Annotated in this window: 23 protein-coding genes; 9 read left to right on the top strand and 14 right to left on the bottom strand. The window is 63.3% G+C overall.

Going from position 1 to position 17,823, the window contains the following annotated elements:
* Positions 1 to 12 precede the first annotated feature (12 nt).
* Together HH213_RS10770 and HH213_RS10765 are read left to right on the top strand one after the other, a co-directional pair.
* Positions 13 to 249 carry a type II toxin-antitoxin system Phd/YefM family antitoxin gene (locus tag HH213_RS10770; protein WP_169112246.1) on the top strand — a complete coding sequence of 79 codons (237 nt, stop codon included), beginning with the start codon at positions 13 to 15 and terminating at the stop codon, positions 247 to 249.
* The gene (locus tag HH213_RS10765) at positions 249 to 626 is read left to right on the top strand and encodes a type II toxin-antitoxin system VapC family toxin (protein ID WP_169112245.1); all 378 of its coding nucleotides are present in this window, start codon (positions 249 to 251) and stop codon (positions 624 to 626) included. Before HH213_RS10770 ends, HH213_RS10765 begins: the two co-directional genes overlap by 1 nt.
* Positions 627 to 630: 4 nt before the next feature.
* Here the strand turns inward: HH213_RS10765 and HH213_RS10760 are convergent, their stop codons facing one another.
* A complete protein-coding gene (locus tag HH213_RS10760; protein ID WP_169112244.1) occupies positions 631 to 894 on the bottom strand; it encodes a hypothetical protein in 264 nt (87 codons plus the stop codon).
* Between the two features lie 41 nt (positions 895 to 935).
* Complete coding sequence (locus HH213_RS10755) at positions 936 to 1,826, bottom strand: LysR family transcriptional regulator (RefSeq protein ID WP_110845967.1); 891 nt, start codon at positions 1,824 to 1,826, stop codon at positions 936 to 938.
* 103 nt (positions 1,827 to 1,929) lie between these two features.
* On the opposite strand from HH213_RS10755, the gene HH213_RS10750 reads away from it, so the two are divergent.
* On the top strand, positions 1,930 to 2,592 hold the full coding sequence (locus HH213_RS10750; protein ID WP_110845966.1) for a uracil-DNA glycosylase: 663 nt from the start codon (positions 1,930 to 1,932) through the stop codon (positions 2,590 to 2,592).
* On the opposite strand, the gene HH213_RS10745 is transcribed toward HH213_RS10750, so the two are convergent.
* The 5 genes from HH213_RS10745 to HH213_RS10725 all read right to left on the bottom strand — a co-directional run bounded on the left by HH213_RS10745 (position 2,568) and on the right by HH213_RS10725 (position 8,826).
* Entirely contained in the window at positions 2,568 to 3,683 is a 1,116-nt protein-coding gene (locus HH213_RS10745) for a HupE/UreJ family protein (RefSeq protein ID WP_169112243.1), read from the bottom strand. The genes HH213_RS10750 and HH213_RS10745 overlap by 25 nt on opposite strands.
* Positions 3,680 to 4,843: a tetratricopeptide repeat protein gene (locus HH213_RS10740; protein ID WP_169112242.1), complete on the bottom strand. Its 1,164-nt coding sequence runs from the start codon at positions 4,841 to 4,843 to the stop codon at positions 3,680 to 3,682. Before HH213_RS10740 ends, HH213_RS10745 begins: the two co-directional genes overlap by 4 nt.
* 84 nt (positions 4,844 to 4,927) lie before the next feature.
* Positions 4,928 to 5,182 (bottom strand): hypothetical protein, encoded by a 255-nt coding sequence (locus tag HH213_RS10735; RefSeq protein WP_229263389.1) that lies wholly within the window; start codon positions 5,180 to 5,182, stop codon positions 4,928 to 4,930.
* Positions 5,179 to 6,708, bottom strand: a complete 1,530-nt coding sequence (locus HH213_RS10730) for a DUF4331 domain-containing protein (protein ID WP_169112241.1) — start codon at positions 6,706 to 6,708, stop codon at positions 5,179 to 5,181. The genes HH213_RS10735 and HH213_RS10730 overlap by 4 nt, the downstream gene beginning before the upstream one ends.
* A 108-nt stretch (positions 6,709 to 6,816) precedes the next feature.
* On the bottom strand, positions 6,817 to 8,826 hold the full coding sequence (locus HH213_RS10725) for a TonB-dependent receptor (protein ID WP_169112240.1): 2,010 nt from the start codon (positions 8,824 to 8,826) through the stop codon (positions 6,817 to 6,819).
* Between the two features lie 138 nt (positions 8,827 to 8,964).
* Here HH213_RS10725 and HH213_RS10720 point away from each other — a divergent pair, with 138 nt between their 5' ends.
* The 5 genes from HH213_RS10720 (at position 8,965) to HH213_RS10700 (ending at position 12,126) form a co-directional block, all read left to right on the top strand.
* Positions 8,965 to 9,552, top strand: a complete 588-nt coding sequence (locus tag HH213_RS10720) for a sigma-70 family RNA polymerase sigma factor (RefSeq protein WP_110845961.1) — start codon at positions 8,965 to 8,967, stop codon at positions 9,550 to 9,552.
* Positions 9,549 to 10,241 carry an anti-sigma factor gene (locus tag HH213_RS10715; protein WP_169112239.1) on the top strand — a complete coding sequence of 231 codons (693 nt, stop codon included), beginning with the start codon at positions 9,549 to 9,551 and terminating at the stop codon, positions 10,239 to 10,241. The genes HH213_RS10720 and HH213_RS10715 overlap by 4 nt, the downstream gene beginning before the upstream one ends.
* A 12-nt stretch (positions 10,242 to 10,253) precedes the next feature.
* Positions 10,254 to 10,676: a PaaI family thioesterase gene (locus tag HH213_RS10710; RefSeq protein WP_169112238.1), complete on the top strand. Its 423-nt coding sequence runs from the start codon at positions 10,254 to 10,256 to the stop codon at positions 10,674 to 10,676.
* 67 nt (positions 10,677 to 10,743) lie between these two features.
* On the top strand, positions 10,744 to 11,217 hold the full coding sequence (locus HH213_RS10705; protein WP_169112237.1) for a group I truncated hemoglobin: 474 nt from the start codon (positions 10,744 to 10,746) through the stop codon (positions 11,215 to 11,217).
* An 18-nt stretch (positions 11,218 to 11,235) separates the two neighbouring features.
* A complete protein-coding gene (locus tag HH213_RS10700; protein ID WP_169112236.1) occupies positions 11,236 to 12,126 on the top strand; it encodes a DUF3034 family protein in 891 nt (296 codons plus the stop codon).
* Positions 12,127 to 12,131: 5 nt separating this feature from the next.
* Here the strand turns inward: HH213_RS10700 and cynS are convergent, their stop codons facing one another.
* From cynS to HH213_RS10670, 6 genes are read right to left on the bottom strand one after another with little or no spacing between them, the layout of a single operon-like run.
* Positions 12,132 to 12,575 (bottom strand): cyanase, encoded by a 444-nt coding sequence (gene cynS, locus HH213_RS10695; RefSeq protein WP_169112235.1) that lies wholly within the window; start codon positions 12,573 to 12,575, stop codon positions 12,132 to 12,134.
* A gap of 54 nt (positions 12,576 to 12,629) precedes the next feature.
* Entirely contained in the window at positions 12,630 to 13,154 is a 525-nt protein-coding gene (locus HH213_RS10690) for a peroxiredoxin family protein (RefSeq protein ID WP_110845955.1), read from the bottom strand.
* Complete coding sequence (locus HH213_RS10685) at positions 13,151 to 13,822, bottom strand: BON domain-containing protein (RefSeq protein WP_169112234.1); 672 nt, start codon at positions 13,820 to 13,822, stop codon at positions 13,151 to 13,153. The genes HH213_RS10690 and HH213_RS10685 overlap by 4 nt, the downstream gene beginning before the upstream one ends.
* Positions 13,815 to 14,411 (bottom strand): phosphoheptose isomerase, encoded by a 597-nt coding sequence (locus HH213_RS10680; RefSeq protein WP_110845954.1) that lies wholly within the window; start codon positions 14,409 to 14,411, stop codon positions 13,815 to 13,817. The genes HH213_RS10685 and HH213_RS10680 overlap by 8 nt, the downstream gene beginning before the upstream one ends.
* A 56-nt stretch (positions 14,412 to 14,467) precedes the next feature.
* Positions 14,468 to 14,818: a YraN family protein gene (locus HH213_RS10675; protein ID WP_110845953.1), complete on the bottom strand. Its 351-nt coding sequence runs from the start codon at positions 14,816 to 14,818 to the stop codon at positions 14,468 to 14,470.
* A gap of 7 nt (positions 14,819 to 14,825) precedes the next feature.
* Positions 14,826 to 16,241, bottom strand: a complete 1,416-nt coding sequence (locus HH213_RS10670; protein WP_169112233.1) for a penicillin-binding protein activator — start codon at positions 16,239 to 16,241, stop codon at positions 14,826 to 14,828.
* Between the two features lie 14 nt (positions 16,242 to 16,255).
* Between HH213_RS10670 and rsmI the strand changes: the two genes are divergently transcribed.
* Positions 16,256 to 17,164 carry a 16S rRNA (cytidine(1402)-2'-O)-methyltransferase gene (rsmI, locus tag HH213_RS10665; RefSeq protein WP_161055096.1) on the top strand — a complete coding sequence of 303 codons (909 nt, stop codon included), beginning with the start codon at positions 16,256 to 16,258 and terminating at the stop codon, positions 17,162 to 17,164.
* Here the strand turns inward: rsmI and HH213_RS10660 are convergent.
* On the bottom strand, positions 17,161 to 17,808 hold the full coding sequence (locus HH213_RS10660; RefSeq protein ID WP_169112232.1) for a hypothetical protein: 648 nt from the start codon (positions 17,806 to 17,808) through the stop codon (positions 17,161 to 17,163). The two genes, rsmI and HH213_RS10660, sit on opposite strands and share 4 nt — an antisense overlap.
* Positions 17,809 to 17,823: the final 15 nt, after the last annotated feature.

The following is a 17,823-nucleotide window of genomic DNA, read 5'->3' as shown; positions in this document are numbered from 1 at the left end:
GTCGGAGGTCACATGCCTATCATTGATATCGCAGTAGCACAAAATCAGCTCCCTGGTTTAGTGGAAGCCGTCAGGCACGGCGAGGAAGTGATCATTTCACAGGGCGGAGAACTTGTTGCCCAACTGGTTGCCCTTCGTCCTACAAAGGTTGTTCGCCGGCTCGGCACCATGAAAGGCAAGATCTGGATTGCAGATGACTTCGACGCACCGCTGCCTGACGACTTACAGGCTGCGTTCGAGGGGAAATAGTGCATTTGCTGCTGGACACTCACATACTGCTCTGGTGTCTGCAAGATAGTCTGAGATTATCCAAAAAAGTGCGCACCCAGATTTTGGCCGCGCCTATGGTCTACGTCAGCAGTGTCTCGATCTGGGAAATCTCGATCAAAGTGGGCATTGGCAAGCTCAACCTTGATTTAGGTGAGCTAGTAAATCAAATGGCACAAACAGGCTTGCAAGAGTTGCGCATTTCGCACGCGCACGCGGCGGCGGTACTACGTCTGCCCTACCTTCATAAAGATCCTTTCGACCGCATGCTGGTCGCGCAAGCTGTCTCGGAATCTTTGAGGCTGCTGACCGCTGATCGTTTGCTGGCCAGCTACTCCCCTCTGGTTGAGGTGATTTGAACGCTTAGGCGTCCAGGCCCTTGGCCAGCACTTCGGCGACGGTCTGGTTCAGATCCTGGCCGCGCTCGGTGGCGAGAGTGTGCAGGCGTTTTACCAGTTCATCATTCAGTTTGACGGCGAATGGCACCAGGCCCAGCGCCTGGTCGCGTTTGCGCTGCTCGCGCTTGTCGACGACGGCGGTACCGGCGTTGCCAAAGGCGGTGCCGGGCGTGCCCATTTTGCCCATCAGCTTTTTGGCGTCGGCCTTGGCCAAATCTGTTTTCTTCATGTCGGTGTCCTTTTTAAAGACGCCATTCTACGCGCTTGTTACTACAACCAGTGGCCGGGCAGCATGGTCGCGCACAACTCCACCCAGGCGCGTGCCGCGTGCGACAGGTAGCGGCCGTTCCAGATGTGGGCCAGCCGCCAGCTGATCTCTGGTTCGACCACGCGCACCGCGGCCACCTCGACGCCGTTGAGCCGGTGAATGAACGGCTCCGGCAGCAAGGCCACGCCGACGCCGGCCGACGCCATCGACAGCAACCAATCCCACTGGCCGCTTTGGGCCGCGATCACCGGCTCCAGTCCGTGCTGCTGGAAGACCTGGCGCAAGGCGCGCGTCAACGCAAATTCGTCCTTGAGCAGCACCAGCGGCATCGACGCCAGATTGGACAGCTTGATGGTGGCCGCGTTGCGGCGGAAGGTGTCCGGCTTGGCCACGGCCCAGATGGGAAATTTGGCCACTTCTTTCGATTGCAAATCCAGCGACGGATCGACCGGCGACACGGTCATGCCGAGTTCCAGTTCGCCGGTCGCCACCAGCCGCTCGATGACCTGGCCGGTATCTTCGCGCAGCGTCAGTTCGATATCCGGATGCCGTTCGCGGAACGCCTTCAGCACCGGCGTGAACAGCAGGTTGATCATCGGCGGAATGCCGACAGTCAGGTGGCCGCGCTGCAAGGCCTTGGTGTCTTGCAGTTCCGTGTTCAGCAGGCGCATGGAGTTGAGCATCTCCTGCCCGCGCTCAAACACGATGCGGCCGGCGTCGGTCAGTACCAGCTTGCGGCCTTGCCGTATCAGCAGCGCCTCGCCGACTTCCTCCTCCAGTTGCCGCACCATCTTGCTGATGGTCGATTGGGTGACGTACATCGATTCAGCCGCTTGGGTGAAGCTGTTCAGCTGCACGGTGGTGACGAAATAGCGGAGCGAGCGGATGTCCAAAGTAGTCCCGTAGCGTTCGGTGATGAATCATGGATTTTACGCCAAGGGCGTTATACTCGCCCGGAGTGAAACGCTAAAACGGTGGCATCGTCCGGGAACGCACATGAGTGTACGCATTGAGGAGTCGTGGAAGCAGCGCTTGCAGGGGGAGTTTGAGCAGCCGTATTGGGAATCGCTGACGTCGTTCGTCCGCGCCGAATATGCTGCGACGCAGTGCTGCCCGGCTGGCAAGAATATCTTCCGCGCCTTTGATTTGACGCCGTTCGATGACGTTAAAGTCGTGATCCTCGGCCAGGACCCGTATCACACGCCCGGTGCCGCGATGGGTTTTTGTTTTTCGGTGCCGGAGGGGAATCGACCGCAGCCTAGCTTGCAGAATATTTTTCAGGAGCTGCATAACGATCTGGGTGTCGATCGTCGCCAGACTGATCTCAGCGACTGGGCGCAGCAGGGCGTGTTCTTGCTGAATAGCGTGCTGACAGTGCGTGCGCGTGAAGCCGGTTCGCACGCCAATCACGGCTGGGAGACGTTCACCGACAGCGCCATCCGCGCACTGTCGCAGCAGCGCGAGCGCATTGTGTTCATCTTGTGGGGCAGCTATGCAATCGCCAAGCGCGCGTTGATCGACAGCGGCAAGCATCTAGTGATTACGTCGCCGCATCCCTCGCCGTTCTCCGCGCATAAAGGCTTCTTTGGCAGCAAGCCATTTTCGCGGGCGAACGATTATCTGGCCGCCAATGGTCACACGCCGATCCACTGGGCTTGAATATCCAGCGCGCGTTCGATGAACCACACCAGCGCCACCAGCGCGATGACGGCGGAGCCGCCGGTCAGCAGGTGGTGGTAGAACCGGGTCCGGCGCAGCAGGAACGCCAGCGGCAGGAACACGGCGACGATGCACAGCTGACCAATTTCGACGCCCAGGTTAAAGCCAAATAGACTCGCCAGCAGCGCGCCTTTTGGCAGTCCGAGATCGATCAATACGCTGGCAAAGCCGAAGCCATGTATCAGGCCGAAACCGAATGCAGCCCATGGCCGCCGTCCCCTAAACAGCGGGTAGACGTTGTTGACCGCCGCCAGAATGACCGAAGCGGCGATGGCCGATTCCACCAGTCGCGAAGGCAGCGATATCAGCGACAGGCTGGCCAGCGTCAACGTCAGCGAGTGCGCCAGCGTGAACGCCGTCACCACTTTCAGCACGTCGATGAAGGCACCGCGCAGGTTGTTGGCCGGCGCCGCCAGCAGCACGGCCGGCAGCAGCAACGACAGCAGGAACAGGATGTGGTCGTAGCCAATCCAGATATGCCAGACACCGTCCTTGACGTACGCGCTGAACTGGCGCCACTGGTCCGGCGCCGCCAGCGACAGGCGTTGTTGCGCATGGCTAGGTTCGAAAATCGCGGTGGAGGTAACGCCCGCATGCGTCAGCCGCAGCAACCCTTTGTGCTGCGGATCGAGATCGGCGAACAGCCGATAGCCGATGATCAGCGCGGCCGGTGACGACGGGCAGGTGGCGGTAAAGCGCAGCACGCTGTAGGCGCCGTCGGTGTGGTCGTCGATCAGTTGCTGGTCGGTGTGTACGCTACAGGCGCCGTCGTCGGTCGCCAGGTTGAGGCGCTCCAGCGCGTAGGCTGCAATCGCGGCGTGGCGGGTGCGGATTTCGTCCCATGTCAGCTTGCCGTCGCCATTCTGGTCAAGGCCGATGGCGTAATCCAGGTCGCGCAGCGCGATGTCCCACTGGCCGCTGACCTTTTCGCCCTGCACGTCGAGCGACAAATAACTGTCGCTGGGTTTGTGCGCGGACGCTGGGAGCATGGCGCAGCACAACAGCAAACCAAGTAGCCATCGTTTCATCATGTCCCCGCTTGCAGTTGGTGAATCAGCCGCGTGGCGGCGGCATCTTCGGTGTGATGGGTGGCGACCCATTCGATCACCGGCCTGGCGTCCGCGCGTGCCTGTACAGCGGCTTGCAGATAGATGCGGATGTCGGCGGGCTCTTTTTGTACTTCCCAGTTTTTGCGGGCCAAGGCCAGCGCAGTTTTGGCATCGTGACGCAGCACCAGTTCAAAGCGCGCTTGTTCGCGTTGGTGGACGGTGTCGCCGCGTTGGGCGGCGGCGTCGAAGCGCGCGGCCAGTTCGCGGACGTCGGCTTGCATTGCGCTTTGTTTGCCCGCTTGTTGCAGGGCGAGTGCGCGGCGTAGCAGCAGCGCGTCGATGCGTTCCTGGTCGCGCAGCAGTTCCAGCACGTCGGCGGCGCGGTTTTGTTCCAGCAGCAGGTCGGCGTAGGCGCCCAGCAGATAGCTGTCGCGTGGACTCAGCGTCAGTGCGCGGCGGAAGCGGGCTTCGGACGTTGTTGCGTCGCCGCGCCGCTGGGCCATTTCCGCCAGCAGCGTCAGTGCCCAGACACGCAAATCCTGCGGCGCGTTGGAACTGCGGGATAGCGTCAGGTCCAGCAGCTGTTCGCTGGCTGCGGCCTTGCCGGTGACGGCGCCGATGTTGGCGATGCAGGTGATGCCCACCAGTTCGATCGACAGGCCGGACACGCGCGCACAGCTGACGGTGGCGCCGGAATAGTCGCCTTGGACGGTTTGCACGGTGGCTTGCGTCAGCCAGGCCTGGACGTTTTGCGGTTCGGACGCCAGCACGGCTTTCAGGTCGGCCAGCGCCGGCGTGAATTGGTGGGTGCTTTGCAGGAGTGTGGCGCGCAGCAGTCGGACGTCGGTGGGTGGCGCGGCTTGCTGCCACCAGGGGGCGAGTGCGGATTCCGCGTAGCCCAGGTAGCGTGGATCGGTTTCGCTGCGGGCCAGCGCGATGTAGCGGCGCGCGATGGTGGCGGCGAGGGTAATGTCGTTCGGGCTGGCGTTGAGCTGGCTGCGCAAGCGGCGCAATTCCTGTTGCGCCGGGTCGCCCCGGCGCGGCACGGTTTCCACCACCAGCTGGCCGCTGGCGGGAATGTAGGGGGCTGCCTGGGTGGCAGCGGCGCTGCAACATGCCAGCGCCAGAATTAGTTTGTGCATGATGGGCCCTCGGCACTTTTTACCCCGCAGACCGCGGAGGCCAGGGTCTGACCCCGCACGGGGTCAGACCCTTTCGGTTGCGGGTTACTTCAATACGACCGGTTCGGTATCTTCCGGTGCGGTGGCGACGATGCTGTCGATCGCTTGCGGCTCGGTGGTGGTTTCGCTGCCGTCACCAATGATGGCCAGAACCGCCGTGAAGAACGCATCCACCATCGAGACCGGTGGCGGCGGCGTCGTAACGGGCGGCGTCGGCGATTCATAGTGGCTGCTGCTGCCACCGCAGGCGCTGAGCACCAGCAGCGCACCGAGGCCCAGCGTCAGGATCTTGATCTTCATGGCGCCCCCCGTGCGGCTTGCACCACGGCGCCGGTTTGCGGCGAACCTGGCAGCGGGGTTTTCAGATATGGGAAGCCGGTGTTAAAGAAGCTGGCGTCCAGGAAGGCACCGTCGGTGAAGTGCAGGCCGCCAGCCGGTGCATCGGCCGGTGCGCAGCCGAGGTTCAGCGTGCACAGTTTGCCCATCACTACGCGCAGCGCGATATCGACCACGTCGTCGCCGGGACGACGGCCGTTCGGGAAGCCGGCATTGTCGCCACCGATCACACCCAGGCGGTTCTGGCTACCTACGGCCACCGCTGGCGTGCTGGTATTCAGGCGCAGCATTTCGGACGGGGTGACGGTGGCGGGCTGGTTCAGGCCCTTCACGCCGGTCAGGAATGCCGCTACCAGATCGTTGCGCGGGAAGTTGGTCGGCGCCTTGGCACCGGCGCTGCCGTACAGGATTTCAATCAGCGCTGGCAGCGTTGGATTGGTCACGTAGGTGGCAAACTGCGTATCGCCGGAAGGCTTGCTGGCGTTGAAGGTGTCCTTGTCCTTCAAGCCGATCACCACTTCGTTCACCAGCGGCATGCCGAGGCGCGAGACTTGCGTCCAGGCGCCGCCTTCTTTCGATGGCGTACCGGTGTTTGGCGTCGGATTCAGCAGACGGCCCTGGCGCACGCTGGCGGTGGTCCAGCCGCCGATCACCGGATCGCTGCTGCCGGAGGCGGTCAGGCAGGAGGCTGCCACTTCCATCTCGATGGCGGTGACGTTTTTGCCGGCCAGGTCGTCCTTGGCGGCGCTTTCCGCGTTGGCGGCAAATTCGGTGGCCGGCGCCTTGATGTTCACCAGATCGAAGGTCTCGCCCAGGTTGACCACGAACGGGTCTTTGCGCTGGCCGACGAACACCCGCGCTGGCGTGCTGCAACCGGGGATGTTGACGCTGTAGACGTGCGCTGCGGCGTAAGCTGCATAGTTCGGAATCGACTTGTTGCCAATGTTGTCGAGCGGCTTGTCGAAGGTGGTGCCGCCATCGGCAGCATTGGTGACGGCCGCTTTGGTGCCGGTACGGCGGTCGCCGCGCACCACGTTGATGGTATAGGTTTCGCGGATGTTGGCGCCGGCCGCATTCGGCGCGGCGATGGCGCCGCCGTTGATTACCAGCGGAATCGATACCTGCTTGCCCCCCACTGTCAGCTTGGTGTCCTTGTTGGTGTTATTAAAGCGGAACTGGAAGGTCAGGTCTTCCTTGGCGTCGCCGTTGTTGTCGATGTGGATCTCGTACAGCGCGTTCGGGTCCATGGCGAAGTAGTTGGGACCGGCGCCGGGATCTTGCAGCGGCACGTAGTCGGCGATCAGCGTGACGAAGGCGCTGCGGCCAGTTTCGTAGCTGCGGAACATATAGAAGTCGGTGCCGTCGACCTTGGGGCTTTGCGTAATGAACGGTGCTTCGCGGTGGCTGGACGCCATTGCCGCCGGCAGATATGCACCGGCCAGTGTGCCAATAACTGCCAGGCGCACGGCTTGATTGATGATAGTTTGCATCTCGCTTCCTCCGAATGAGTAGACCTTCTGTGGGTACTGCAGGGTGATATACGCGGCGCACCGCGCGTCAGATTCAGATTTCATAAGATTATTTTTTAGAAACTGTATTTAGAAGTTGTGCGTCAGGGTCAGCCGCAGCGTGCGCGGCTCGACCGGATGGAAATGCACATCGTTCACACCTTCGGCCGGCTCGCCCGCCAGACGCGAGGTGTAGTAGTAGTCGATGTCGCTGGCGCGGCGGTTGAACAGGTTGAAACCGTCCAGTGTCAGCCTGGTGCGCTTATTCAGTTGATAGCCGATGCGGCCATAGGCCAGCGTAGTGGCGGCCGAGCGCACGCTGTTGTCTTCGATCAGCGGGCGCTGGCCGAAGTAGCGCAGTTCAAAGCCGCCAAACCAGCGGCCGATATCCTTGACCGTGACGCCGAACGACGCCACCTTGTCCAGCGCCTCCGGCACATAGTTGCCCACCGGGTCGCTCTGGCGGTAGCGCGCGTGCGACACCGCCAGGTCGAGGTCGAACAGCAGCCACGGCGCGGCGATGTAGTGGTTGTTCCATTCGACGCCGGTGCGGCGGCTGGCGCGGCTGGCTTCGGTCTGGCCGCTGTCGCCGGCGTACACCAGTTCCGAATCGATATCCAGCGCCCAGACCGACAAGGAGCTTTGCAGGCCCGGCAGCCATTCGCTGCGCACGCCCAGTTCGGCGCCGCGCGTGCCGACCAGCGGCGGTGCGGGATCTGGGCCGGTGACGCCGCGCGCATCGTTGCTGTGGAAGCCGGCGCCGTAGTTAATGAAATATTCGGTCTGGGCCCATGGCCCGAAGATCAGCGACAGCTTGGGCGAGAACTTGTGCGCATTGGCGCTGTCGTCGTTGACCTTGAAGCGGTAGGCGTCATAGCGCAGGCCGGCGATGCTGCGGAAGGTCGGCGTCCAGTAGCTGGTGTTGTCCGCATACAGACCGACGCTGGCCTCGTTGACGCGGTCCTCGCGCACGGTGGACAGCCGCTGGCGTCCCTCGGTAGCGTACAGGCCGATCGGGGCGATGTGGTCGTAGCGCGCCTGCAGGCCCAGCTGGTTGCGCATGTCGATGCCGCCGGTGTTGTTCAGCCAGGCCTGGCTGACGCTGCCGCCGCCCATGGTGCGGCGTTCGCTTTGCTGGAACTGGTCGCCGTGGACCGGGTCGTTCAGCAGATAAGTGAAGTTGCTGTAGAGGTCGAGGCTGGAGCGCACCAGGTAGGCCGAGGCCTGCGTCACGTGGTCGCTGTCGCGCCGGTGCATATTCCAGGCCAGGCTGGTGCGCGAGGTGTCGCCGCCGTCGGTGGGGTCAAGGCTGCCGAAGCGGCCGATCAGGCCTTCCTGCACGGCGCGCAGCGGCACCTGGTCGGTGGCGTTCCAGCGGTTGCGGTAGGCCATGGCGGTGATGCTATAGCCGTCTTGCGCGTCGCCGTGGCTGTAGCGCAGCGTGCCGCTGTACTTGCGCACCTGCTCCGGGGTTTGCCACGGGCCGTTGTTGCGGCTTACTTCCAGCCCGTACAGCAGGGTGCCGCCAGCGGCTTCCATCGAGTCGGCCAGCACGCCGCGCTGGTAGCCGTAGCTGCCGGCGGTCAGGCTGGCAATGCCCTGCTTCAGCTGGTCGCTCAGGCCAATGTGGGCGGCGCCGGCCGAGGAGAAGTCGCCCTCGTCGGCGAAGTAACTGCCTTTCTTGTAGTCGATGCGCTGCACCAGCTCGGGAATCAGGAAGTTGAGGTCGGAATAGCCCTGGCCGTGCGCGTTGCTGCGCATATTGACCGGCACGCCGTCGACCCAGGTGGCGAAGTCCGTGCCGTGGTCCAGATTGAAACCGCGCAGGAAATATTGGTTGGCCTTGCCGTCGCCGCTGTGCTGGGTGACGATCATGCCGGGCACGAACTCCAGCAGCTCGCCGGTGCGCAGTGCCGGACGGTTGGCGATCAGGTTGGCCGTCACCGTGCCCTGGCTGGCGGCGTCGGAGGTGCCGACTGCATTGTCGTAATGCCCCAACACTGTCACGCTGGCCAGCGCACCGGTGCTGTCCTCGGTGGCCAGCGCCGCGCCGTGTAATAGCAGTGCCGATACTGCTGCAACCCCGCATCTGGTCGTCATCCCGTCCCCTCGCCCGCATTGTTGAATGCTTCATGTTGTAAGCCTTGTACGCAGGCGGGCTGCAACTGGATTCACGATTTTGTTTCGCGCCAGGTTGGGAATATGGTAATTTTCTTCATCTTCCGATTAAGGCATGCCGTGTCCGACGCCAAAACCCTCGATCCCCAACAGCTGCGCACCTGGCTCAATGGCGCCGCCCTGCACGACGCCGCAGCTTTCCGCTCGTTATATGACGCTACTTCAGCGAAACTGTTTGGCTTCGCGCTGCGTATATTAGGTAAGCGCGAACTGGCTGAAGAAGTGTTGCAAGAAAGTTTCGTCGCGATCTGGCACAACGCCGGCACTTATCAGAGCCATTTGGCCGCACCGATGACATGGATGACCACCATCGTGCGCAACAAGGCTTTCGATTTGCTCCGCCGTAGCGATGTCGCTGCCGAAATCGATGGAGACCCTTTTGACGCCGCAATCATGAATGCACTGCACGACCCTGCCGCCACGCCGATTGAGGCGCTGGAACTCAGCCGCGACGCCACCGCGCTGGCGTATTGCATGTCGGCGCTGGAAGGCTTGCACCGCCAGGTGGTGGGACTGGCGTTCTTTCATGATTTGTCGCACAGCGAAGTGGCGCAGCAGATGGCGCTGCCGATCGGGACCGTCAAGACCTGGATACGCCGCAGCCTGGAAAAGCTGAAGACGTGCCTGGCCAAGGGAGAGCGTCCATGAATATTCGCGACAATGCGCCATTGCGCGAAAAGCTAGCGGCGGAATATGTACTCGGCACGCTGAAGGGCGGCGCCCGCCGCCGCTTCGAAGGCTATCTGCACAACGACGCCGCGCTGCGCCGTTTGACGGCGGAGTGGCAGGACCGGTTAACGCCGATGGGCGAATTCGCCACTGCGGTGGCACCGCGCAAGCAGGTGTGGGCCGGCATCGAGCGGCGCCTGAATCTGCGGCCGGCGCAAGCCGGCTGGCTGGCGTCGCTGACCTTCTGGCGCTCGCTCGGCCTGGTTTCGAGCGCGATGGCGGCCTTGCTGGTGGTGGTCATCGGCACGCGCGTGCTGGATCAGCCGCAGCTTGATTATGTCGCCACGCTGACCGATGCGAAATCGCAGACCGCACTGGTGCTGACCGGCGACACGCATCGCAAGGCGCTGACCGTCCGCCTGGTCGGCAACGCGCCGGTGGCCAGCGACAAGACGCTGCAACTGTGGGCGGTGCCGAAACAGGGCAATCCACGTTCGCTCGGCCTGCTGGCTGACAGAGGTGAAGTCAAGCTGGCGCTGGGCAGCAATGCGGTCGGCGACGACGTCGCGCTGCTGGCGGTGTCGCTGGAGCCGAAAGGCGGCTCGCCCGATCCGAATGGTCCGACTGGCCCTATACTCTATAAAGGCGCGTGGGTACGCGTAATGTAAATAGGGAGCAGCATGGACGCGGAAAAATTCAATACCGACTACTTCAACCAGTTCGGCAAGGGCACCTTGCCGGATTATCTGGGCATCGTCATCACTTCCGTCAAGGAAGGCGAGATTGTGGCGGAATTCGCCGTCAGCGGCTATCATCTCGCGCCGAACGGTTTCCTGCATGCGGGCAGCGTGGTCACGCTGGCCGATACGGCCTGCGGCTATGCGTGCTTCTCGCATCTGCCGGAAGGCGCGCAGAACTTCACCACCATCGAGTTGAAATCCAATCACCTCGGCACCGCGCGCGAAGGCACGGTGGTGGCCACCGCCACGGCGGTGCATCTGGGCCGCACCACGCAGGTGTGGGACGCCACGGTCATCAACAAAGATACTGGCAAAACAATAGCGTTGTTCAGATGCACGCAAATGATCTTGTACCCCAAATAATCTGATAAATTGCAGTAGAAGCCGAGCCCCCGCTGAATTCTCTTTATCGTTTTTAATCAGGACTGATATGAAAAAATTCATCAAGCGCCTGGGCTGCGGCCTGCTGCTGGCTTCTTCGCTGGCCATGGCGCAAACGCCCTATACCGAGGACTCGACTTACCAGGGCCTGGGCGGCAAGGAAGGTATCAAGAAGATCGTCGATACCTTCATCACGCTGGTGCTGGCCGATCCGCGCATCAAGGAAAGCTTCACCGACTTCGACATCCCGCAGCTGAACGTGCGCCTGCAGGAGCAGTTCTGCGAGTTCGCCGGCGGCCCGTGCAAGTACACCGGCAAATACCACGACAAGGCAATGGAGGGCGTGGGCCTGGTGCGCGATATGAAGACTGTGCACCAGGATCTGAAGATCACCAACGCCATGTTCAATGCGCTGACCGAGGATTTGCAGATCGCGATGGAACAGCACAATGTGCCGAGCCGCGTCGCGCTCAAGCTGGTCGCCAAGCTGGCGCCGATGCAGCGCGATATCGTCACCAAGTAATCCGTCAGGAGCACAATAATGAAAAAAATTATTCCAGCCTTGATGGCTGCGCTGGCGGTACTGCCGTCTGCCGGCGCGTACGCGCAATCGTCGCCCGACATGGGCAAGCTGCTGGCCACCGGCGGCGTGATTCAGGTGGAAGGCGCGGGCGGCGGCGGCATTACACCGTGGGCGCTGATCAGCGGCTACGGCTCGCGCGACAGCTGGGGCGCGAATGCGCACTACACCTACATCAATACGCAGGACTACAAGCTGGGCAGCTACGGCGTGGCGGTCGGCATCGCCGACCGGCTCGAAGTGTCGTTCGACAACCAGGAATTCAAGGGCAGCCTGGCGCCGCTGGACAAGCTCAACATCAAGCAGGATATCGTCGGCCTTAAACTGAAGGTACTGGGCGATGCCGTGTATGAGCAGGACAGCTGGGTGCCACAGGTGGCGATCGGCTTGATGTACAAGAAGAACAAAGGCGTGCGCGGGCTGGAAGCGCTGGGCGTCACCAACGTTAAGCAGCTGGGCGCCAAGGACGACCATGGCTACGACTACTACGTCTCGGCCACCAAGATCTACCTGGAACAAAGCCTGCTGCTGAACGCCACGCTGCGCGCCACCCGCGCCAACCAGATGGGCATCCTCGGTTTCGGCGGCGACCGCAACGACGATACGCGCCTGATGCCGGAGTTCTCGGCCGCCTACCTGATCACCCGCAAGGTGGCGCTGGGCGCCGAGTACCGCCGCAAGCCGCACAATCTCGGCGTCGACAATGAGAAGGCGTATTACGACGCCTTCGTCGCCTGGTTCCCGACCAGGAATGTGTCAGTGACGGCCGCGTATGCGGAGCTGGGTGACATCACCATATTCAATCCGAAGAAGCAGCACGGCCTGTACCTGTCGCTGCAGGCCGGCTTCTAGCTGGCTTAGTAGGATTTGTAGGGCAGGAATTTGCCGCTCAGGACCACCTGCACGCGGTCGCCCTTGGGATCGGCTTCTCGCTGGATATCCATCGAGAAGTCGATCGCGCTCATGATGCCGTCGCCGAATTCCTCGTGGATCAGTTCCTTGATGGTAGTGCCGTAGACGCTGACGATTTCGTACCAGCGGTAGATCAGCGGATCGGTCGGCACGGCGGTCGGTAGCGAGCCTTTGTACGGCACGATTTGCAGCCACGCCGCTTCCTCGTCGGTGAGGTCGAACAGTTGCTGCGCCTTGTCGGCCTGCGCGCGGCTGAAGGTCATCTGGCCCAGCAGCGCGGCGGTCGTCCACTCCTTGCTTTGACCGAATTCCTGCGCGAGGTCGGCCCAGCGCATCTGCCTGGCGACTTTAGTGGAGAGGATTTTTTGCGTAACTTGGTTGCGGTCCATGGCGGCTTTCCTGGTAGTTGAGGAGAGCTTTATGCCATGCAAGCCGCGTGCCAGTTAGCTCTTCAGCGATGCGTCCAGCAGCTTGTGCAGCGCAGGGAAGTCCGGTTCGCCCAGGTAGCGCTTGAGGATTTTGCCGTCCTTGCCGATGACGAAGGTGGTCGGCGTCATCGCGACGTTGCCGTAGGCCTTGGCGGCCGAGCCGTCGGCGTCCAGCGCGACCTTGAACGGTAGCTGGCGCGTTTCGGCGTAGTTGGCGACATAGTTGGCCGGGTCGTAGCTCATCGCCACGGCGACGAACTCCAGGCCCTGGCCTTTGAACTTGTTGTAGGTCTCGACCATCTTCGGCATCTCGCCCACGCAGGTGGTGCACGATGTGGCCCAGAAGTTGACCATCACGACCTTGCCCTTCAGGCTTTCCGGCGTGATTTTCTCGCCTTTGAGACTGATGAAGGTAAGCTGCGGCGCCACCTCGCGCTTGGCCAGCGCGGTGTAGCCGCCGAAACCGATGGCGGCGATCACCACGGCGGCGATGACCGGCTTGACCCAGCCGCGGGATGAGGTGGCCGATGCGGTGCTCATTGTGCGCTCTGCGAATTGGTATTGGCGCTATTGGCAGGCTGAGGTTGATACTGCTTCAGCTCTTCCTCGCTGATGTATTCGAACACCTTGACCACCTTCATCACGCCGCTGACGCCGCGGGCGATGTCGGCGCCAATCTGGCCCTCGCGCTGGGTCACGCGACCCTGCAGGTAGACCACGCCGCGCTCGGTGACCACCTGATACGAGTTGGCCGAAATGTCCTTGGCGTCGACCAGGCTGGCCTTGACCTTGCCGGTGATGATGGTGTCGCTGGAACGGGAGGTGTAGCTGGCCAGGCCGGCCACTTCCAGTTCGTTGATGACGTCGATCACGCCTTCGATGCCGCGCACTTCGCGCTCGACCGCGGCTTTCATGGCGTCATCGCGCACTTCGCCGGTCAGCAGCGCGCGGCGGTTGAAACTGTTGATGTTGACATGGCCGGCGTCGCCGGTGACGTTGTTGATGCGCACCGCGCCCTTGACTTCGATCGCGCGGTCTTCGGTTTGCGCGCCGAAGGTGCGGCGGTCGGAGGCAGCCAGCGTACCGGAAATCGCGCCGCCCGCCACCAGTGCGACGCAGCCCGACAGCGATGCCAGCATGGCGCCACACAACACGCTCATGGCCAGCGGACGTTGTACTTGTTTCCAGATAGCGCTGGACTTACTCATTCGCATCTCCTCCGAACAGCGCGACGTCGATGCCGTCGCAAATTGCATGAATGGTGACCAGGTGAACTTCCTGGATACGGGCAGTACGGTCGGCCGGCACGCAGATGTGGACGTCGGCGTCGGTCAGCATCTTGCCGATGGCGCCGCCGCCCTTGCCGGTCATCGCGACCACGCGCATTTCGCGTTCCAGCGCCGCTTCAATCGCCGCCACCACGTTGCCGGAGTTGCCGGAAGTGGAGAACGCCAGCAGGATGTCGCCTTCCTGGCCGAACGCCTGCACCTGCTTGGAGAAAATCTCGCGGTAGCTGTAGTCGTTGGCGACCGCCGTCAGGATCGAGGTGTCGGTGGTCAGCGCGATGGCCGGCAGCGGGAAGCGTTCGCGTTCGAAGCGTCCGACCAGTTCGGCCGCAAAGTGCTGCGAATCGGCCGCCGAGCCGCCGTTGCCGCAGACCAGAATCTTGTTGCCGTTGGACAGCGCCGAGAACATCATCTCGATCGCCTGCGCGATGTGTGGGGCCAGCACGGTCGCGGACTGGATTTTAATTTCGGCACTTTCGTGGAAGTGCGCCAGGATGCGTTGATTAGTCATAGTTGCTGATTATAGTGCAGTCGTCCGGCAGACCGGACAAGCGCTGTTAAAAATGCTTACATCTCCAGCATATTTTGTATCCATGACAACTTTTCATCGTCGATGGCGACCAGGTCGAACCGGCATGGTGGGGGGATTTTATGGCGGAACAGATAATATTCCGCAGCGCGCAGCAGGCGCTGCTGCTTGGCCGGCGTGACGCTGTAGACGGCGCCGCCGAAGCGGCTGGCGGCGCGCTGGCGCACTTCCACGAACACCAGCGTCGGCCCTTCTTGCATGATCAGGTCGATTTCGCCCGATTTACACAGGAAATTGCGCTCCAGCAGCGTCAGGCCCTGGGCCTCGAGGTGGGCCAGCGCCCGGTCCTCGCCCAGCCGGCCGAGCCGCTGCTGTGGGGTGCGCGGCATGGCATCCTCATGGACTGACCGGCTGCGGCGCGCCGTTCTGGTAGACGGCCGATTGCTCGATGCGCTCGAAATGGGCCGGACCCTGGCCGAAATCGACGGTCAGGCGGCCGGTTACACCGTCCAGCTGGAAGCGGCCGGCCGGGTGACGGCCGATTTCGCGCGCCACGCGGAAGGCGTCGATGCCGAGCGCGTACAGGCGCGTCATGTCGGCGCTGCCGACGCCGGTTTGCGCGGGGCGCGGGTAGACCATCACCGCCGGATGGTCGCGCTGCACTTGCCACGGCAGGTCCAGCAGGCGCACGCCGTCCAGGTCCTGGGTGGGGAAACCGGCGCCGCTGCCGGGATTGAGCGCCGAGGTGCCATAGATCGGCAGACTGCTGAATTGTTCGGTGGGCGGCGCGGCCGGTGGCGGCGGCAGCGCGTCGGCGGTGCTGAAGATCGGATTGGTCGGCTCGGTGCTGGTGGTGCTGCCCAGCGCCTGGCGCAGCTGGCGGGTCTGGTCGGCGCCCATGGCCGAGAACAGCAGCGCCGGCAGGTTCTGGCGCAGGGTGGCGCGCAGCTGCACCAGTTCGGGATCGCTCAGGTAGCCGTCCGGCGAACTCAGTTCGATGGTGCGCACCGGGCGGCCCAGCTTCTGCCACTGGCCGGCGAAGGCGGCCGCCACCCGGCGTTGCCAGGCCGAGCCGGTGGTCAGCACCAGTGCGGCGCCGTCCGGTTGTTCGCTGGCGGCCCATTGGGCGGCCTGGCGGGCTTCTTCCTCGATCGACAGGCCGATCGCCACCATGTTCTGCGGCAGCGGCGCGGCGCCAGGCTGGCCGTAGCCCTCCGGATAATTCAGGGCGATGGTCGGTTTGCTCAGCAGCGGGCTGGCCGCCACCGTGGCCACGGCCGCGCGCGACAGCGGGCCGACCACGATGTCCTGGTCTTGCAGCGCGCGGGCGTAGGCCGACAGGATATCCTGCGGCACATCGCCGGTTTCCAGCACGCTGACGGTGATGTTGGCGCGGTCGCGCTCCCAGGCGGCCATGAAGCCGGCGCGCACCGAATCGGCGGCGGCGCCCAGGGTTTCCGAGCGCAGCGGCAGCAGCAGGCCGATGCGGATCGGCGTATCGGGCGGCAAGGCGTTGTAATCGACGTCGCGCACCGCGGCCGGCGGCTCGGCGCGCGGCGGCAGCTGGCTGCGGTCGTCGTCGCTGGCGGCGGTGGCGCCCGGCAGGCTGATGGCAAACACCTCGGCCGGCGGCGGGGTCGGCTCCGGCGGCGGCTTGGGCAGTGGCGCCGGCTGCACCACCACTGGCGGCGGCGGGCTTGTTTTTGCGGGCTGGGGCGCGCACAATCCACCCGGCGCGTCGCAAAACGGCGTGCTGCACGCACTCAGCACTGCGGCCGCCATGCACAGCAGCGTCAACCTCACACTATTCATCCTACCTACCCCCAATGAGCGACCTCGTATCCAGTTCCATCGCCAACCTGCCCGTCATGGGCGAAATGGCGCACCAGACCTATCCTAGCGCAACCTTGTACGTTGTGGCGACCCCCATAGGAAATGTGACGGATATTAGCCTGCGCGCACTGCACGTTTTGAGCCTGGTCAATGCTGTGGCATGCGAGGACACGCGCAACACCGCCCAGCTGATGGGCCGCTTCGGCCTGCACAAGCCGTTGATTGCCGCGCATCAGCATAACGAGCGCGAGGCGGCCGAGGTGCTGATCGCCCGTTTGCAGGCCGGCGAGCGCATCGCGCTGGTGTCGGACGCCGGTACGCCGGCCGTGTCCGATCCGGGCGCGCGCATCGTCGATGCGGTGCGGGCGGCGGGTTTGCGGGTGCTGCCGCTGCCGGGCGCGTCGGCTGCGGTGACGGCCTTGTCGGCCAGCGGACTGGTGAATGACCAGTTTTACTTTGTCGGTTTTCTGCCGGCCAAGGCCAAGCAGCGCGAGAATTTCCTCGGCACGCTGCGGGCGGTGACGGCGACCATGGTGTTTTATGAGGCGCCGCACCGGATCCTGGACTGCGCCAGCGCGCTGGCCTCGGTATTTGAGCCGACCCGCCAGGTGGTGTTCGCGCGCGAGCTGACCAAGATGTTTGAAGAAATCCACCGCTGCCCGCTGTCCGAGGCGGAAGCCTGGATCAAGGCCGATGGGCATCGGGAAAAGGGGGAATTCGTGGTGCTGCTGGAAGGCGCGCCGCCGGCGGATGACGAAAACGACGCCGATGCCGACCGCATCCTGCAAATCCTGCTGGCGGAACTGCCCGTTAAACAGGCAGCCGGGCTGGCCGCGCAAATTACCGGCCGCAAGAAAAATGCGCTGTACGACCGCGCGCTGCAATTAAAGAACGACGACTAGAACTTGCACTTCTTGTCGAAGGCCCAGACCAGCGGGGCCAGCAAGCCAAGGCCGGCGCCTTTTTGCAGACAATCACCCTTCTTGGCGCTGGCCACGCCTTTTTGCAGCTGCGTCTCATGGTTTTCCGGATACAGCGGATGGTCGTCCAGCTGGGCCACCGGTAAGCCGGCGCGGGCCGGATCTTTTTCGTTGGCCACTTTGCGGGCGGTTTTCAGCGCCGCGTTCATATCAAACTGTTTTGGCTGCTGCTCAGGATGCAGCGGATCGGGCGCGGGCGGCAGCGTGATGGCTTGCGACTCGGCTGGCTGAACCTGCGTCTGCGCGGCGACGGCCGGCTGAGGCTCAGCAGCTTGCGGCGTCGTGGAGGCGGTCGGCGCATTGCGCACGCGCGGCGTGGCCTTGGCCACATCCGGCTTGTCGCGCTTTGGTTGAGGCGGCGGTTCGATTTTGGCGACCATCTGCGGCGGCTTGAGCGGTTGCAGCCATACCGTCATGCTCCGCTGCGGCTGTTCACGCGCCGGTGGATGGGACACGCGGTAGCCGAACAGCAGCACCAAATGCAGCGCCAGCGACACGCCAATGCCGGCCACCAGGCCGGGACGGCGGCGCAAGCTGGGCTGATCGAATGAAAAAGTGGCACGCATGATTTTTCGATCATA

The organism is Duganella dendranthematis, from assembly GCF_012849375.1.
GTDB classification, from domain to species: domain Bacteria; phylum Pseudomonadota; class Gammaproteobacteria; order Burkholderiales; family Burkholderiaceae_D; genus Rugamonas; species Rugamonas dendranthematis.
This window is presented reverse-complemented; position numbering and strand designations above follow the sequence as displayed.

Bases quoted from the DNA above. Each gene is read 5' to 3' on its own strand.
- HH213_RS10770 (WP_169112246.1), top strand. From the start codon at position 13: ATGCCTATCATTGATATCGCAGTAGCACAAAATCAGCTCCCTGGTTTA.
- HH213_RS10760 (WP_169112244.1), bottom strand. From the start codon at position 894: ATGAAGAAAACAGATTTGGCCAAGGCCGACGCCAAAAAGCTGATGGGC.
- HH213_RS10750 (WP_110845966.1), top strand. From the start codon at position 1,930: ATGAGTGTACGCATTGAGGAGTCGTGGAAGCAGCGCTTGCAGGGGGAG.
- HH213_RS10745 (WP_169112243.1), bottom strand. From the start codon at position 3,683: ATGATGAAACGATGGCTACTTGGTTTGCTGTTGTGCTGCGCCATGCTC.
- HH213_RS10740 (WP_169112242.1), bottom strand. From the start codon at position 4,843: ATGCACAAACTAATTCTGGCGCTGGCATGTTGCAGCGCCGCTGCCACC.
- HH213_RS10735 (WP_229263389.1), bottom strand. From the start codon at position 5,182: ATGAAGATCAAGATCCTGACGCTGGGCCTCGGTGCGCTGCTGGTGCTC.
- HH213_RS10730 (WP_169112241.1), bottom strand. From the start codon at position 6,708: ATGCAAACTATCATCAATCAAGCCGTGCGCCTGGCAGTTATTGGCACA.
- HH213_RS10725 (WP_169112240.1), bottom strand. From the start codon at position 8,826: ATGACGACCAGATGCGGGGTTGCAGCAGTATCGGCACTGCTATTACAC.
- HH213_RS10715 (WP_169112239.1), top strand. From the start codon at position 9,549: ATGAATATTCGCGACAATGCGCCATTGCGCGAAAAGCTAGCGGCGGAA.
- HH213_RS10710 (WP_169112238.1), top strand. From the start codon at position 10,254: ATGGACGCGGAAAAATTCAATACCGACTACTTCAACCAGTTCGGCAAG.
- HH213_RS10705 (WP_169112237.1), top strand. From the start codon at position 10,744: ATGAAAAAATTCATCAAGCGCCTGGGCTGCGGCCTGCTGCTGGCTTCT.
- HH213_RS10700 (WP_169112236.1), top strand. From the start codon at position 11,236: ATGAAAAAAATTATTCCAGCCTTGATGGCTGCGCTGGCGGTACTGCCG.
- cynS (WP_169112235.1), bottom strand. From the start codon at position 12,575: ATGGACCGCAACCAAGTTACGCAAAAAATCCTCTCCACTAAAGTCGCC.
- HH213_RS10690 (WP_110845955.1), bottom strand. From the start codon at position 13,154: ATGAGCACCGCATCGGCCACCTCATCCCGCGGCTGGGTCAAGCCGGTC.
- HH213_RS10685 (WP_169112234.1), bottom strand. From the start codon at position 13,822: ATGAGTAAGTCCAGCGCTATCTGGAAACAAGTACAACGTCCGCTGGCC.
- HH213_RS10680 (WP_110845954.1), bottom strand. From the start codon at position 14,411: ATGACTAATCAACGCATCCTGGCGCACTTCCACGAAAGTGCCGAAATT.
- HH213_RS10675 (WP_110845953.1), bottom strand. From the start codon at position 14,818: ATGCCGCGCACCCCACAGCAGCGGCTCGGCCGGCTGGGCGAGGACCGG.
- HH213_RS10670 (WP_169112233.1), bottom strand. From the start codon at position 16,241: ATGAATAGTGTGAGGTTGACGCTGCTGTGCATGGCGGCCGCAGTGCTG.
- rsmI (WP_161055096.1), top strand. From the start codon at position 16,256: ATGAGCGACCTCGTATCCAGTTCCATCGCCAACCTGCCCGTCATGGGC.
- HH213_RS10660 (WP_169112232.1), bottom strand. From the start codon at position 17,808: ATGCGTGCCACTTTTTCATTCGATCAGCCCAGCTTGCGCCGCCGTCCC.